Source organism: Bradyrhizobium sp. RT6a (assembly GCF_040547675.1).
In the GTDB taxonomy this organism is placed as follows: Bacteria; Pseudomonadota; Alphaproteobacteria; order Rhizobiales; family Xanthobacteraceae; genus Bradyrhizobium.
The window spans coordinates 1,833,844-1,849,431 of record NZ_JBEPQC010000001.1 but is presented as its reverse complement, the minus strand read 5'-3'; the positions used below and the strand labels follow the sequence as shown (position 1 = coordinate 1,849,431).

The 15,588-nt window shown below is 65.1% G+C and carries 12 protein-coding genes; 7 read left to right on the top strand and 5 right to left on the bottom strand.

Features of this window, described 5'->3' with window-relative positions; all coding sequences use genetic code 11:
- Positions 1-87: 87 nt before the first annotated feature.
- Positions 88-1,194: a quinolinate synthase NadA gene (gene nadA, locus ABIC03_RS08825; RefSeq protein ID WP_354057180.1), complete on the bottom strand. Its 1,107-nt coding sequence runs from the start codon at positions 1,192-1,194 to the stop codon at positions 88-90.
- A gap of 355 nt (positions 1,195-1,549) precedes the next feature.
- On the opposite strand from nadA, the gene ABIC03_RS08820 reads away from it, so the two are divergent.
- The 7 genes from ABIC03_RS08820 to ABIC03_RS08790 all read left to right on the top strand — a co-directional run bounded on the left by ABIC03_RS08820 (position 1,550) and on the right by ABIC03_RS08790 (position 11,056).
- Complete coding sequence (locus tag ABIC03_RS08820; RefSeq protein ID WP_354057178.1) at positions 1,550-2,803, top strand: MFS transporter; 1,254 nt, start codon at positions 1,550-1,552, stop codon at positions 2,801-2,803.
- Between the two features lie 40 nt (positions 2,804-2,843).
- Entirely contained in the window at positions 2,844-3,830 is a 987-nt protein-coding gene (gene acuI, locus ABIC03_RS08815; RefSeq protein WP_354057176.1) for an acrylyl-CoA reductase (NADPH), read from the top strand.
- Positions 3,831-3,942: 112 nt separating this feature from the next.
- A complete protein-coding gene (locus ABIC03_RS08810) occupies positions 3,943-4,542 on the top strand; it encodes a hypothetical protein (RefSeq protein WP_275171616.1) in 600 nt (199 codons plus the stop codon).
- A 164-nt stretch (positions 4,543-4,706) separates the two neighbouring features.
- Positions 4,707-4,958, top strand: coding sequence for a DUF6894 family protein (locus ABIC03_RS08805; RefSeq protein ID WP_247298960.1), 252 nt, complete (start codon positions 4,707-4,709; stop codon positions 4,956-4,958).
- A 208-nt stretch (positions 4,959-5,166) separates the two neighbouring features.
- On the top strand, positions 5,167-6,900 hold the full coding sequence (locus ABIC03_RS08800; RefSeq protein ID WP_354057173.1) for a methyl-accepting chemotaxis protein: 1,734 nt from the start codon (positions 5,167-5,169) through the stop codon (positions 6,898-6,900).
- A gap of 195 nt (positions 6,901-7,095) precedes the next feature.
- The gene (locus ABIC03_RS08795) at positions 7,096-9,066 is read left to right on the top strand and encodes a methyl-accepting chemotaxis protein (RefSeq protein ID WP_354057171.1); all 1,971 of its coding nucleotides are present in this window, start codon (positions 7,096-7,098) and stop codon (positions 9,064-9,066) included.
- Positions 9,067-9,367: 301 nt separating this feature from the next.
- Positions 9,368-11,056: a methyl-accepting chemotaxis protein gene (locus ABIC03_RS08790; RefSeq protein ID WP_275171622.1), complete on the top strand. Its 1,689-nt coding sequence runs from the start codon at positions 9,368-9,370 to the stop codon at positions 11,054-11,056.
- 3 nt (positions 11,057-11,059) lie between these two features.
- Here ABIC03_RS08790 and ABIC03_RS08785 read toward each other — a convergent pair whose 3' ends face one another.
- The 4 genes from ABIC03_RS08785 to ABIC03_RS08770 are packed head-to-tail and all read right to left on the bottom strand — an operon-like array spanning position 11,060 to position 15,498.
- A complete protein-coding gene (locus ABIC03_RS08785; protein WP_354057169.1) occupies positions 11,060-13,768 on the bottom strand; it encodes a DUF2339 domain-containing protein in 2,709 nt (902 codons plus the stop codon).
- Between the two features lie 49 nt (positions 13,769-13,817).
- Positions 13,818-14,786, bottom strand: a complete 969-nt coding sequence (locus tag ABIC03_RS08780; RefSeq protein ID WP_354057167.1) for an NUDIX hydrolase — start codon at positions 14,784-14,786, stop codon at positions 13,818-13,820.
- Entirely contained in the window at positions 14,783-14,995 is a 213-nt protein-coding gene (locus ABIC03_RS08775; RefSeq protein WP_354057165.1) for a hypothetical protein, read from the bottom strand. Before ABIC03_RS08775 ends, ABIC03_RS08780 begins: the two co-directional genes overlap by 4 nt.
- Positions 14,992-15,498 carry a tyrosine phosphatase family protein gene (locus ABIC03_RS08770; protein WP_354057163.1) on the bottom strand — a complete coding sequence of 169 codons (507 nt, stop codon included), beginning with the start codon at positions 15,496-15,498 and terminating at the stop codon, positions 14,992-14,994. Before ABIC03_RS08770 ends, ABIC03_RS08775 begins: the two co-directional genes overlap by 4 nt.
- Positions 15,499-15,588: the final 90 nt, after the last annotated feature.

The following is a 15,588-nucleotide window of genomic DNA, read 5'->3' as shown; positions in this document are numbered from 1 at the left end:
TCCTTTGCAACGACGGCGTTCGGTGGTTATGGGTCCCGGCCCCCCGTGCGCACTTGCGCACTAGGCCGGGACGACGGATGTGTGTCGCTAGTTCTTCAGATTGATCATCCGCTCGACCGAGCGCCTTGCGCGGTCCGCAAGCGTGGGATCGATCGTCACTTCCTCGCGAAGCGTCAGCAGGCTCTCCAAAATGTTGGCAAGCGTGATGCGCTTCATGTGCGGGCAGATGTTGCAGGGACGCAGCATCTCCACATCGGGCAGCTCGGCGCGCACATTGTCGGCCATCGAGCATTCCGTGATCATCACCAGCCGCCGCGGCCGCCGCTCGCGCACCCAGTTGATCATGTGCGCGGTCGAGCCGGTGAAATCGGCCTCGGCCAGCACATCCGGAGGGCATTCGGGATGCGCGATGATCTGAACGGAGGGATCGGCCTCGCGGTAGCTACGCAGCTCGGCGCCGGTGAAACGCTCGTGCACCTCGCAGGCGCCCTTCCAGGCGATGATCTTCACGTCGGTTTTCGAGGCCACGTAGGTGGCGAGATAGCGGTCGGGCAGCAAGATCACGCTTGGCGCGCCGAGGCTCTCGACCACCTGAACCGCGTTCGACGAGGTGCAGCAGATATCGACCTCGGCCTTCACCTCCGCGGAGGTGTTGACATAGGCCACGACAGGCACGCCGGGAAATTTTTCGCGGAGCAGGCGGACGTCGGCGCCGGTGATGCTGGCAGCGAGCGAGCAGCCGGCGCGCGTATCGGGAATCAGCACCGTCTTGTCCGGATTGAGCAGTTTCGACGTCTCCGCCATGAAGTGCACGCCGCACTGGACGATGATGTCGGCCTTCACCCTGGTGGCTTCGACCGCGAGCTGGAGCGAATCACCGCCGATGTCGGCGACGCAGTGGAAGATCTCCGGCGCCTGGTAATTGTGGGCGAGGATCACCGCGCCCCGCGCCTGCTTCAGCGCGTTGATCGCCTTGATCGTCGGGGCCATCAGCGGCCATTCGATCGGCGGGATGACGTGTTTCACGCGCTCGTAAAGCGGTGCGGTGGCTCGCTCGACCTCCGGCGTCCATTCCAGCGAAGGCACCGGCAGCGAAGGTCCGGTTCGCGCCTGCTCGGCCCGTGCCGTGGTGATGACGTGGCCCTGGGGCCGGTTGGCAAAATCGTCGGGACCGTAAATTCCAGTTAGCGGCATCGAAGCCTCCCGTGCATGTCAATTATGCTCAGTATGAGTATATATTTAGCCTGAGAAATCCGGCCGAGGGGCCGGTGGACTATCGAATATGCTCAACTTGAGTAAATCAAACATAACACCCTGCGCGGCAGGCCGCCAGATCTCGCCGCACACATTTCCGTCAAATGGACACCCGGCTCCGTTAGGTCGGACGCTCGGCGCGCGTCGGATAAGGCCGCGAGGAAATGCAATGCTCCGGCGCCAGCTCTTCGCGGAATGCAATCGTTTTTGACTTGGGGTTTTCATGCAAATGCATTAAACGAGCTGGCTCGCGGTTGCCATTTTGCGAAATCCGCGACGACGCACGAGGAACAGCATGTCGACACAGATGGGCGAACTCGGTTCGGTTTCCCGTTCCTCCACCTGGCGCACGCCGGCGATCATCATTCTCTGCGGCTGCGCGATCGGGATGCTCGGCTTCGGCCCGCGCTCGGCGCTCGGCTTCTTCGTGCAGCCGATGAGCCATGAATATGCCTGGGGCCGCGACGTGTTCGGGCTCGCGATCGCGTTTCAGAATTTGCTGTGGGGATTGGGCCAGCCCGTCGCCGGCGCGGTCGCCGATCGCTTCGGCCTGTTCCGGGTGATGTGCGTCGGCGCTCTGCTCTATGCCGGCGGCTTGCTCCTGATGCGCTATTCCTCGACTCCGCTGTCGCTGAACATCGGCGCCGGCGTCATGGTCGGCTTCGGTCTCGCCGGCTGCTCGTTCAATCTGGTGCTCTCGGCGTTCACCAAGCTCTTGCCGGCCGAGAAGCGCGGCCTTGCGCTCGGCGCCGGCACTGCGGCGGGATCGTTCGGGCAGTTCCTGTTCGCGCCGATCGGTGTGGCCTTGATCGACAATTTCGGCTGGCAGCAGGCGCTCACCGTGTTCGGTTTCCTGATGCTGCTGATCATCCCGCTGGCGCTGGCGCTCTCGACGCCGCCGGTCGCAAGCACGGCAAACGCGGCGCCTGCGGACCAACAGACCTTCACCAAAGCACTCGCGGAAGCCTTCGGCCATCGCTCCTACGTGCTGCTTGTCCTCGGCTTCTTCACTTGCGGCTTCCAGCTTGCCTTTATTACGGTGCATTTGCCGGCCTTCCTGGTCGATAGCGGCATCTCCACGCAAATCGGCGGCTGGGTGATCGCGGCGATCGGCTTGTTCAACATCATGGGATCGCTGAGCGTCGGCTATCTCCAGAACAGCCTGCCCAAGCGCTACATCCTCTCGACCATCTATTTCACCCGCGCGCTTGCGACGCTTGCCTTCATCTCGTTCCCGATCACGCCGTTCTCGGCGATTGCGTTCGGAGCGGTCTCCGGCCTGACCTGGCTGTCGACCGTGCCGCCGACCTCGGCGCTGGTCGCGATCATGTTCGGCACGCGCTGGTTCGCCACCCTCTATGGTTTCGCCTTCGTCAGCCATCAGGTTGGCGGCTTCCTCGGCGTCTGGCTCGGCGGCATCGTGTTCGAGCGGTTCGGTTCCTACACGCCGATCTGGTGGCTCTCGATCCTGTTCGGCGTGCTCTCGGCGCTCATCAATCTTCCGATCGTGGAGAAACCGGTCCAGCGGGCGGTTGCGCAGCCTGCCTGATCGGCTAAACATCCCCTGAAACAAGTCAGGGAGTTTTGCTGTGGCCACTTTCAAGGCGATCCGGATCGACAAGGCGGACAAGGGCACCACCGCGCAGCTCACGCAGTTCGACGAAGCCGAGCTGATGGAGGGCGACGTGACCGTCCGCGTGGAATGGTCGACGTTGAACTACAAGGACGGCCTCGCGCTCACCGGCAAGGCGCCGGTAGTGCGCCGTTTCCCGATGATTGCGGGCATCGATTTCGCCGGCACGGTCGAGCAGTCCTCGCATCCGCAATGGAAGGCGGGCGACAAGGTCGTCTGCACCGGCTGGGGCATGGGCGAAACCCATCTCGGCGCCTACGCCGAGAAGGCGCGGGTGAAAGGCGACTGGCTGGTCGCTCTTCCGCAGGGCCTGTCGGCGCGCGACGCCATGGCGATCGGCACCGCCGGCTTCACCGCGATGCTGTCCGTGCTGGCGCTGGAGAAGCACGGGCTGTCGCCCAAGAGCGGTCCGGTCGTGGTGACGGGCGCGGCGGGTGGCGTCGGCTCGGTCGCAACCGCCGTGCTCTCGAAGCTCGGCTATCACGTCATCGCCTCCACCGGCCGTGCGTCCGAAGCGGACTATCTGAAAGAGATCGGCGCGACTGAGGTGATCGATCGCAATGAATTGTCGGCGGCCGCCAAGCCCATCGCCAAGGAGCGCTGGGCAGGTGGCGTCGATAGCGTCGGCTCGACCACGCTCGCAAATCTCCTGTCGATGACGAAGTATGGCGGCGCGATCGCCGCCTGCGGCTTGGCCGGCGGCATGGACCTGCCGTCTTCCGTCGCACCCTTCATTTTGCGCGGGGTGTGCCTTCTCGGCATCGATTCCGTGATGTGCCCGATCGAGCCGCGGAAAGCCGCCTGGCAACGCCTGGCGTCCGATCTGGATCGAACGAAACTAGCTGAAATTACTCACGAAATTCCGCTTTCCGACGTTCCGGAGTGGGGCGCTAAAATCCTGGCCGGCCAGGTCCGCGGTCGCACGGTGGTAAAAATTGTCTAACGGCGTTCAGACTTTACCAACCATGCTGCTTCAATGTCGCCATGGTTAGTATGGTAAGCAGCGGGTAAAGAGATAAGGCATAGCCCGCTGCGGGGTTGGTTCGGAGTTGAGCATGCTTGCGCGTATTGTGTTGGGGGCGGTCACGGCGGTAGCGACGTTTGCGCCGGCCATTGCTGGAAGCATGAACGCCGATGAGGCGCGCCGCTTCGTCGCGGGGAAGGTGTTTGCTTTCACCTGCTTTGACGGCACCCGGGGCGCGGGCCGCATCATGGACGACCTCGGCGCCGCCGGCGCCGTGCAGTTCTCGGGTGCAGGTCCGGTGAAACATCTCCGCCTGCCCGGCAACACGCTTCAGATCCGCGGCCAGAACGTCTGCGCCTCGATCAAGGGCATTCCGTTCGAGCCCTGTTTCAACCTTGAAAAGACCGACGATCGCAGTTTCCGCGGCTCGGTGTCGGGAATGGGCTTCGCCTATTGCGATTTCCATCACCAAGGCGGCAACCAGATGCTGATGGCGCGCGCTGTCGCGCGGCCGCGCTCGCTGCGCACTTCGGAACACACGGGTTCGGTCGGCACGCCCAACACCGAAGTCGCCGCGCGTGTCGAGACCCCGCGCGTCGAGAGCAGCCGGCTCGAGCCGGTGAAGCCGCAAGCCAAATCAGAGCCCGCCAGGGACGACGCCCCGCTGGAGCTGCGCCGCTCGACCCAGTGAGTTGGCTGCGCGGGACACTCGGCGCACTTTACCGTTGAGAGTTGCCGTCAAACACGAAGCCGCCGCGCCGTAGTCATACGGACGGCGGCTTTCATGCGTTGGTAGCTGTTCGCGCCCCAGTTTGCGTACGGCCGGGGGGCGCGGCCCGATCAAAGGGTTCAACGATGTCGCTGTACTTCTTCCGTATCAGCACCGGCCGCTATTCCGGTGCTGCCGACCAGCCATATGAGTTCGAGGATCGCGCTGCGGCCTGGACCGAGATGACCGAAGTCTGTGCCAATTTGCTCGGCGGCATCTCGCGCGGCCTGAAGCAGAACGCCGAATGGCGCATGGAGCTGCTCGACGAGAACAAGGAGCCGGTGTTCCGGATCAGCCTGATCGGCGAGAGCCAGAAGGCCCTCGGTCGCACTGGCTAGAAATCGGGCATCCTACCGCCGCGTGTGGTTAACCTGTTAAGCGCGCGGACCGTGCCGTATTTCAAGGGATTTCTGGCGAGTCCGGTATTTGTCCGGGGGCGGTCGTTAACCGGATCACCACACCTGAGGCTCAGTTTTTAGGCAAGGGCGATCAACGCCGAGGGCGGCCGACAATGACTTGGCCGCGTAATCCCCGGGAAACGCGCCCATGTCGAAACTCATCCAGAATCTGCAAATCGGTACCAAGCTCGCGCTCGCTTCGGCGTTCGGCGTTATTCTCGTCGGCGCCATGATCGCGAGCCAGGTCATCGGCAACAACACCGTGCGTCATTCCAACCAAGCAGCGATTGCGCAGCAGGAATTGGTGCGCGAGGCCACCGAAGCCAAGCTTGGGATACGCGGCATGCAGCTCGCTGTACGGGACATGCGTCTTGCCAACAATCAGGGTGACTTGCAAAAGGCGAGCGAGACTCTGCTTGAGCGGTCGAAAGCGCTGAACGGCGTCGTCGATTCCATGCTCAGATTGACGCACTCCCCGGAAAATCGCGCGCGGATGGAGAAGCTCAAGTCTACGTCAGCCGATTACCTGAAGGGCGCGCAGCAGAACGCCTCAGTTCGCAGCGAGGCCATTGCCGTGGCGGCCACGGACCCCGCCCGCGCCGCCAAGATTTCCGAGGAAGGCGCGCGCCATGTCCGTGAGGTGACGCTGCCGCTCGCTACGCAACTGGATAATTTGACCAGCGAGATTGCCGATTTCGCCAAGCATAAAAGCGAGGAAGAAATCGCTGCCGCGACACAGGAGATGGCCGCGAGCGAGCGTCTCGGCATGGTGGTCGGCGCGTGCGCCGTGCTCGTCCTCATAGGTTCGTGGCTGATGTCCTTCCTGACCATCGCCCGGCCGATCCGCGCGCTCACAGTTGCCATGGACAAGCTCGCTGGCGGTGACTTCTCTGTTGTCCTGCCGGGTCTCGGCCGCAAGGACGAGGTCGGCGGCGTCGCCGCGGCCGTCGAGAAATTCAAGATCGTGTCGGAGCAGAAGGCGCGCGAGGAAGCGGAAGCCAAGATGCGGCAGGACCAGATGGCGGCCGAGCAGCGCAAGGCGGACATGCGCAGGCTTGCCGACAGTTTCGAAGGCGCCGTCGGCGAGATCGTCGACACCGTCTCCTCGGCCGCGACGGAGCTCGAGGCTTCGGCCTCGACGCTGACCTCGACGGCGGAGCGGGCACAGGAACTGACGATAGTTGTGGCCGCGGCCTCCGAGGAGGCGTCGACCAATGTGCAGTCGGTTGCCTCTGCGACCGAAGAGCTGTCGTCCTCGATCACCGAGATCAGCCGGCAGGTGCAGGAATCGGCGCGGGTCGCGAGCGAGGCGGTTACCCAGGCCCGAACCACGACCGATCGTGTCGGCGAATTGTCCAAGGCGGCGGCTCGCATTGGCGACGTGGTCGAGTTGATCAACACCATCGCCGGCCAGACCAACCTGCTGGCGCTCAATGCCACCATCGAGGCGGCACGCGCCGGCGAGGCCGGTCGCGGCTTTGCCGTGGTGGCTTCCGAAGTGAAGGCGCTCGCCGAGCAGACCGCGAAGGCGACCGGCGAGATCGGCCAGCAGATTTCGGGTATCCAGGCGGCAACGCAGGACTCGGTCAGCGCGATCAGCGCGATCAGCAACACCATCGAAAAGCTGTCCGAGATATCGTCCACGATCGCGGCGGCCGTCGAGGAGCAGGGCGCGGCGACGCAGGAGATTTCCCGCAACGTGCAGCAGGCGGCCGAAGGCACCCATCAGGTCTCGTCCAACATCACCGACGTGCAGCGCGGTGCAGGCGAAACCGGCTCGGCATCCTCGCAGGTGCTGGCGGCGGCGCAGTCGCTGTCGGGCGACAGCAATCGCCTCAAGCTCGAGGTCGGCAAATTCCTCGACACCGTGCGCGCAGCCTGACGCGGCATGTCCTGAGAGAACTGCAACCCCCGCGCGTAGAGGCGCGGCATTTGCGCGCGTGAATATCGCGGAGACGCGACGGAGACCGCGCACGGTTAACCTTCCGGAAAACCGATGCAGTCATGATCTCCGCAATATTCCGGGCGCTGAGTCGCCCTGCTTGTATTGCGTATCGATCGTATTGGAGCACATCCCATGAGTGGCCCTTCCATTCGCCTCACCCATAAGGTCATGGCGATCGGACTGTTCGGATTGTTGGGTCTCGTCGCCTTCGGCGCGATCTATCAGATTGGCAGCCTCTCCCAGGACGCCTCCCGCGCCGTCGCCAACCGGGCTCGTGCGATTGCCGATCTCGACAAGCAGCTCTCGATCGAGATGCTGGAGGCGCGCCGCAACGAGAAGAACTTTCAGCAGCGCCGCAACGAGAGCTACGCCAAGGCGCACGCGGAGTTGATCGGGCCGATCAACCGCGATTTCGAGGAGGTCGAGCGTCTGATGGCGGCCGGCGGCATGAGCGCGCTCTCCGAACGGATGAAGCAGGCCCAGGACGGCTTCAAGCGATACGCGTCGGACTTCGGAAAATTGGTTGCCGCGGAGACCCGGCTCGGCCTGAACGAGACGCTGGGCCTGTCCGGCTCGCTCCGCGCCGCGGTGCACGACATCGAAGCCAAGCTCAAGGAGATCGACGATCCCAGGACCACGAGCTGGATGCTGATGATGCGCCGGCATGAGAAGGACTTCATGCTGCGGCGCGACCAAAAATACATCGCCGAGATGAAGAAGGCGGCGGTCGAATTCTCCAAGGCGATAGAGGTCGTCGCAGTTCCTACGGCTGTGATGAACGACATCACGGCCAAGCTGCAGAAATACCAGTCCGAGTTCACGGCGTGGGCCGACACTGCACAGCAGAGCGCAGCCCTCGACGCCAGCATGATGAAGATCTTCCGCGAGCTCGAGCCGGGTATGGTCGAGGTGCGCAATACAGTCGAAGGACTCTACAAGAAGGCCGAAGCTGCAGAGGCTGCGACCCGCGATGCCGTGCGCATGTGGATGATGGTCGCCTTCGCCATTACCGTCGTCGTGCTCGCCGCGGTCGGCTTCCTTCTGGGACGTTCGATCTCGAAGGCGCTTGCCGGCATGGTCGATGCGATGACGCGGCTTGCGCGCGGCGAGCTTTCGATTTCCGTTCCCGGCATCGGGCGCAGGGACGAGATCGGCGAGATGGCCGGTGCCGTCGAAGTGTTCAGGACCAATATGGCGGAGGCCGAGCGGCTGCGCACCGAGCAGATCGAAGCTGAGGCGCGCGGGCGCCAGCTGCGCAAGGCTGACATGCACCGGCTCGCCGATAATTTCGAAGGCGCGGTTGGCGAGATCATCGATACCGTTTCGTCGGCTGCAACCGAGCTGGAGGCGTCCTCGAACACGCTGACGCAGGCCGCCGAGCGCGGCAACGGGCTTGCCACCGTCGTGGCGGCCGCCTCCGAAGAGGCCTCCGCGAACGTGCAGTCGGTGTCTTCAGCGAGCGAGGAAATGACCTCCTCGATCTCCGAGATCAGCCGCCAGGTGCAGGAATCGGCGCGTGTCGCCGATGTCGCCGTCGAGCAGGCCCAGCGCACCAATGCGCGCGTCGCCGAGCTGACCAAGGCCGCCTCCCGCATTGGCGACGTGGTCGAGCTGATCAACACCATCGCCAGCCAGACCAATCTGCTGGCGTTGAATGCAACGATCGAGGCGGCGCGGGCGGGCGAAGCCGGCAAGGGTTTTGCCGTGGTCGCGACCGAAGTGAAGGCGCTCGCCGAGCAGACTGCGAAGGCCACCGGCGAGATCAGCCAGCACATCGGTGCGATCCAAAACGCAACGCAAGACTCAGCCGGTGCGATCAAGGAGATCGGCGATACCATCGCGCGGATGTCGGAGATCTCGTCGACCATCGCCGCCGCGGTCGAGGAGCAGGGCGCCGCTACGCAGGAGATCTCCCGCAACATCCAGCACGCTGCGAACGGCACTTCCGAAGTCTCGGCGAATATCGGCGACGTCCAGCGCGGGGCAGGCGAAACCGGGGCTGCCTCGGCGCAGGTGCATTCTGCTGCGCAATCGCTGTCGCAGGAGAGCAACCGGCTCAAGAGCGAAGTCGCGCGTTTCCTGGAATCGGTACGGGCGGCGTAGCGGCGGCCGCCTCGCATGTTGCGGCGCAAGCGGGCGCGATCGCGTCGCGGCATGAGGGGGCTGTGCAGGTGCAACGGATGGTTGCAGGAGAAATAGCGACTATCAGGCTTGTCCCGTAATTTTCAGGCTTGTCCCGTAATTTTACGTAGCTCCCTGTTAACGCCTGCTTGCGACTATGTGTGCAATCTCACGGGATAAGAACCAGCCAGCATTGTTGAACTGACTTCCGTCTCGCCACCATCGTGGCGATTTGCGGCGCAGACAATTTGCGCGTTGCTAGGTAACATCGGGATTTGTCGTGATGTCGAAATTGTCCATCGTCTTCAAGCTTCTGGCCGTGCTGTCGGTCCTCGTCCTTTCGCTCGCCGGTGTCGGCGTGACGGCGATCGGCACCATGCAGAACATCAATTCCCATACTATCGAGATCGCGGAGAGCTGGCTGCCCAGCGTGCGCGCGCTCGGCTCGCTTCGCGCGGACATCAACGAGCTGCGCGTCGCGCTGCGCCTGCATCTGATGCAGGACACCGCCGAGGGCAAGGACGCCGCCGAGAAGCGCTTGGCCTCGCTGCGGGCGCGGATCGACCAGACGCGCAAGGTCTATGAGCCGCTAATCACCACCGCCGAGGAGCGCTCGCTCTATGGGCAATGGAGCACGGCGTGGGCCGAGTATCTGAACGGCGTGCAGGACGTGATGGCGCTGTCGCGCAAGAATGTCGGCCGCTTCCCGACCGACGCCAACGAGCTGTTGCAGACCAAAGTCGCGAAGATGGCCCAGGCCGCCGACCCGCTGCTTCAGAAGGGCATCGAGATGAACAATCGCGGCGCCGAGCTGGAGACCAAGCAGGCCGCCGACAGCTACGCCATGATCTTCCGCGTGCTGGTCGGCATCATCGTGTTCTCGGTCGTGATCGCGATCGGCGCCGCCTATTATCTCGTGCGCGACGTTTCTCGTGGCATTGCCTCGATCATCCGCCCGATGCAGTCGCTCGGCGAAGGTGACCTCTCGGCCGAGGTGCCGCATCGCGGCGAGCGCACCGAGATCGGCTCGATGGCGGATGCGCTGCAGATCTTCAAGGAGGCGCTGATCGCCAAGAAGGCCGCCGACGAGGCCGCTGCGCGCGACGCCGAAGCCAAGATCGAGCGCGGCCGCCGCGTCGACGCCATCACCCGCAAGTTCGAAGCCATGATCGGCGAGGTCGTCGGCACCGTGTCTTCGGCCTCGACCGAGCTCGAGGCCTCCGCCTCGACGCTGACCAACACCGCGCAGCGCGGACAGGAACTCGCGACCGTCGTCGCAGCCGCCTCCGAGGAGGCCTCGACCAACGTCCAGGCGGTGGCATCGGCTTCGGAGGAGCTGTCGTCCTCCATCACCGAGATCAGCCGCCGCGTGCAGGATTCAGCGCGAATGGCGGCGGAGGCCGTCGAGCAGGCGACGCGGACCAACGACCGCGTCAACGCGCTGTCGCAGGCGGCGTCCCGCATCGGCGACGTCGTCGAGCTCATCAACACCATCGCGGGCCAGACCAATCTGCTGGCGCTTAACGCGACCATCGAGGCCGCGCGTGCCGGCGAGGCGGGCCGCGGCTTCGCGGTCGTCGCCTCCGAGGTCAAGGCGCTGGCCGAGCAGACTGCGAAAGCCACCGGCGAGATCGGGGCGCAGGTCTCGGGCATCCAGGCGGCGACGCAGGAATCGGTCAGTGCCATCCAGGAGATCGGTGGCACCATCGAGCGGCTGTCCGAGGTGGCTGCGGCCATCGCCGCCGCCGTCGAGGAACAGGGCGCGGCGACGCAGGAAATCTCGCGCAACGTGCAGCAGGCCTCGGTCGGCACGCAGGAGGTCTCGTCGAACATCACCGACGTGCAGCGCGGTGCGATCGAGACCGGCGAGGCTTCGACCGAGGTGCTGTCGGCAGCGAAATCGCTGGCCACGGACAGCACCCGTCTCAAGGTCGAAGTCGCGCAATTCCTGGAATCGGTTCGCGCGGCCTGACCTTCAAATGCTCGTCTGCGGAGCCGGCGGCGGTGCGACCTGCCGCCGGAACAGGATACGCTGGTAGAGCCAGCCGATCGCGACCAGCACGATGCCGAGGCACATGAAGGACAGCGCGCGGTAGACGCCCGTCAGCGTCGACATGTCGATGACGAAAGCCTTCAGGATCGTCAGCGCGATCACGACGGCCGACGCCAGTCGCGCCCGCTCGGAATTGACGAGAATGCCGACGCCGAGCAGCACCACGCCGAAGCCGAGCCAGCCGATCGAATAGGTATATTGCTCGGCGCCCGTCGTCGCCCCGGTGGAGAGGATCGGGCCATGATAGAAGCGGCGGATCTCCAGCGTGACATAGGCAAGCGCGAACAGCAGCGCGCCGCCCGCAATCGTGTTGGCGTAAGCCTTGCCGCGTCCGCCGGCCACTGCATAGGACAGCAACAGCATCAGCACCGCCGGCAGCGCGTAGCCGAGCAGCAGCAGGTTGAACACGGCGCCGCCGACATCGGTGCGCCACAGCAGTGGGTTCTCCAGGATCAAGAGGCCGAACACGCTGATGAGCCCGCCGATGGCCGTTAGCACGACCGCGCCGACATTGTGCACGACGCTGCGGCTGCGCAGCCGCAGGCGCTCTAGTCCGATCGCCATGGCGAGCGTGATGCAGACTTGGAGGGCGAATTCGAGCAGCGATGGTGCTGACGTCATGTTGCCGCCGGTCGCAAAATGGCGGATCTCCATGAAGGCGAGCAGCGCGGTGAACAGGATCGCGGCGCTCTCGACCATGCGCAGAGGGGCGTCGTCACCGCGGCGGCGCAGGAACAGGCTCGCCGCCCAGAACGATGCCGCCGGCAGGCCGTAGCCCCACAACAGCCAGTTGAAGATCGGCGTGGTTCCGACGGCGTCGCCGACGATGCGCGGATCATAGCCGATACGAGCGGTGACCAGGCCTGCGAAGATCGCGGCCAGCCAGCGCAGGAACGGGATCGGCCGCTGCATTGAGATCCAGGCGGTGCCGAGCGACATCAGCGCCAGTGCGATCGTGAGCCAGCCCTTCTCCAGCGCAAACGTCAGCGCCAGCGCCAGCGCACCGAGCGTGCCGGTCGCGAACAAGGCCGTGGAGATCATGGCGCCCGGCCGGGTCTCGCGGCGCGCAAGCGCTTCGGTGGCAGCGCCAAAGGCGGCGGCGAGCAGCACCGCGAGAATGGCGAACGGGATCGAGCGGTCGAGATGCGCGATGCGTGCGTAGAGCGCGACCAGGATCGCGATCGGCGTCGCGACACCCGCGACCGACCACACCACCGGAATGATCGCCGAGTTCGAACGTCCCTGCGCGAGGAAGCCCGCGATGCCGAAGCCGGCGGCGAAGATCGCCGCCATCACCAGATGCAGCGTCACCGCGCCGTCGATCGCCGTCGGTGCGATGCCGGCCATGGGGCCGCCCGGCAGCACCAGCATGTCGGGATTGGCGCGCACCGCCCATTCGGCGAACACGACGAAGACGGTCGCGGCGGCCGCGCCGAGCGCGCCGGTGGCCGCCGGCGCGCGCCAGGCGACAAGCAACGTCGCGCCGACGAGCAGCGTGAAGGCGATCAGCGCCAGGTCCGCATGCGCGCTCGACAGCACGATCAGCATCGCGCCGAACAGATAGGCACCGAGCGATCCCGACGAGACCGGCTCGATCTCACCGTCCTCGATCGTCGGGCCGAACATGAAGCCGCAGACGACGAGAAGAGCGGCAAGAACGAAGCCTGCAATCACATGGAAAGCGTGCGGCGCGACCTGCAAGTCGCTGGTGTCGAGACCCGGAAAGATCCAGAGCACGGCAAAGGCGATGGTAGTGACCGCAAGCCAGCGCCACAGCCGGATACGCGCGAGACCAAAACTCGCGGCGGTGACGATGGCGAGATACATGTACAGCGCCCAATAGTCCGGTTTGCCGCTGGAGACGAGGATCGGCGTCACGAACGCGCCGACCACGCCGAGGCCCGCAAGTGCAGGCCCGTGCAGGAGCGCCGCGGCCAGCGTGCCGAGCGCGACGAGGCCGAGCAGCACGAAGGCGGTCGCGGGCACGAGGAAGCCATAGAGCGCGTAAGCCGCGTAGATGGTCGCAAATGCCACCGCCGTGCCGGCCGCGGTGAGAATCGCGGGAATGTTTGCGATTGGCAGCGCGGCGATGCTGGAGATGCTCTCCTTGCGCCGCGACCATTCGCCGGCGCCAAGCAGCGCAAGCGCGAACACGCCGCCAAGGAACACGCGCACGCCGGGGCCGACGAGGCCGGCTTCGATCGAATAGCGCACCATGAAGAAGCCGCCGAGCGCGAGCGCAAGGCCGCCGATCCACACCACCCAGCGCGTGCCGAGCCGTTCCTCGAAGCCGGGCGCGGGTGCGGGCAGCGGCGGCGTCGCGTCGGCCTCGGTGCTCGCTTCGAGCGGGGGCGGTGAAACGTCCTCCGTGGCGAGCAGGGGCGGCGCCTCGGCTTCCGCTTCGGCTTGGGGCACAAGCGGCGGCGGCGCTGCGGAAGTCGTCGCGGACGCTTCAGCCCACACATCTGCCGGGATCCGCGGCGGCTGCACGGGTCGTTGTGCGTGGAACGTCTCTTCGAGCGAGCTCAGCCGTCGTCGCAGCTCAGCCGTCTGGCTGGAGGCCTTGATCGCGATGATGAAAGCGATGATCGCAATGATCAGCGCGAAGACGTCAAACGGGCCGTCAGACATAAAGCCTCCAGGCAATCGGCGGGCAGGGGCCGATCACGCATATCTCGGGTTAGCGCCGGGAGCGTACGCGCAAGCCCGGCGCGGGCCGCTCCTGGAGCACGTCGCGACGGAAGCGGTAGAGCGCCGCCGGACGTCCGCCCGTCTGTGTCGACATCACCCCGGTCGGTTCGACCAGGGCTTCCATTTCGACCAGGCGGCGGAAATTTTGTTTGTGCAGGTGTCGGCCGGAGATCGCCTCCACCGTATACTGCAATTCGGTAAGTGTGAACTCGGCGGGCAAAAGTTCAAAGACCACAGGACGATACTTCAGTTTTGCACGCAGTCGCGCGATCGCTGTCGCAAGAATCCGGCGGTGGTCGAAGCGCATGGATGTGCCGAGCGCGGACAGCGCCTTGCGCGCTAATGCCGCAGGGCGGCCGTCGCGCCGTGCTTCCTCGACCAGCCCGGCCTCGTACAGGAGCTCGTAGCGGTCGAGCACGCGCTCCTCGTCCCATGATGCGCCGTCGAGACCGAAATAGAACCGCACGCGATCCTTGCGCGGCAATGCGCGCGTCGTCTCCGGCGTCTCCTCTTCGGCCCACTCGGTCAATGCGGGAATGATGTCGCGCGCGATGATCGCGGGCGGCCCCTCGCGCCGGTCCTCCCAGGGTAGAAAGCGATACCACGGCGCGAAGCTCGCACTCGTGTCTGCCAGTTCGCCGCCGATGGCGCGCGTCAGTGCGAGATAGCCGATCGACACCATGTGCGCGCCGGTGTCGCCGGCCTCGGCATGCCGGCCGCGATCGCCGAACGTGTAGAGCTGTTCGACATAGCCGAGCCGCAGGCTCGTCTGTTCCTCGACCCAAGCCCGCAGGCCGATCTCGAAAGTGCGATGGCTCGGCGCATCGAACGGGCCGAACGGCAGGCCGGCCAGTCCGTCACTGTCGCGCGCAGTGAGGATCAGCGGCTCGTGATCCTCGATCGCGACGATCGCGGCGGTCAGGCCGATCTCGATCGGCGTCAACAGCTTTTCGCTCATGCGATGGCGATCGCCGGTGCAGCCGCAAACTCGTCATGCCCGGGCTTGTCCCGGGCATCCACGTTCTTCGTGCCGCAGGAGAGGTCGTGGATGGCCGGGACAAGCCCGGCCATGACGACGTGGAGGCGTTTGCGTAAAGGCACGCCTGCGATGGCCCTGCTCGCAAGCGGGAGAGGAAGCGCACCTGTGCTGTCGTGCGCAACGTTCATTCGAGCTCGATCACGAAGGGGCGGCCTTCGACCATCATCGCGCCCGGTCCCATCTCGTCGAGCGCACGCAGCATGCGGCCGTTGCGCCCCAGCGCACGGTCGGCGAGGCCGACGATGCGGCGGTTCGGCGAGGCGATCGGGGAAGCTGCCCGGATCTTCTTTGCGATCTCGGTCTCGTCGCGATCCGGATTGAGTGCGCACACGGCGGCGAAGGCGCTCGCGGTGGAGCGGCTGATGCCGGCATAGCAATGCACCACCAGCGGCGCGTCGCGGTCCCAGCTGCGTACGAAGTTCAGCACCTGCTCGATATGCGTTTCCGATGGCGCGACGAAACCGTCCATCTCCTCGGTGATGTCGTCCATCGACACCTTGAGATGGTTGGCCGGCAGCACCGACACCGGCCGCGCCACCTGCTCGACATTGGCCATCACGGTCAGCACATGGCTGGCCTTGGTGAGGCGGACGGTTTCGGGAAGGGCGGCGAGGGAACAGACGTGGATCATGGCGGACCTTTTTCCGCAGATTATAGCGAGCGTTGCCGGGGTGGGCAAAGCGAAGCGTACCCACCACTTTCGTCTCATTTGCGAAAAATG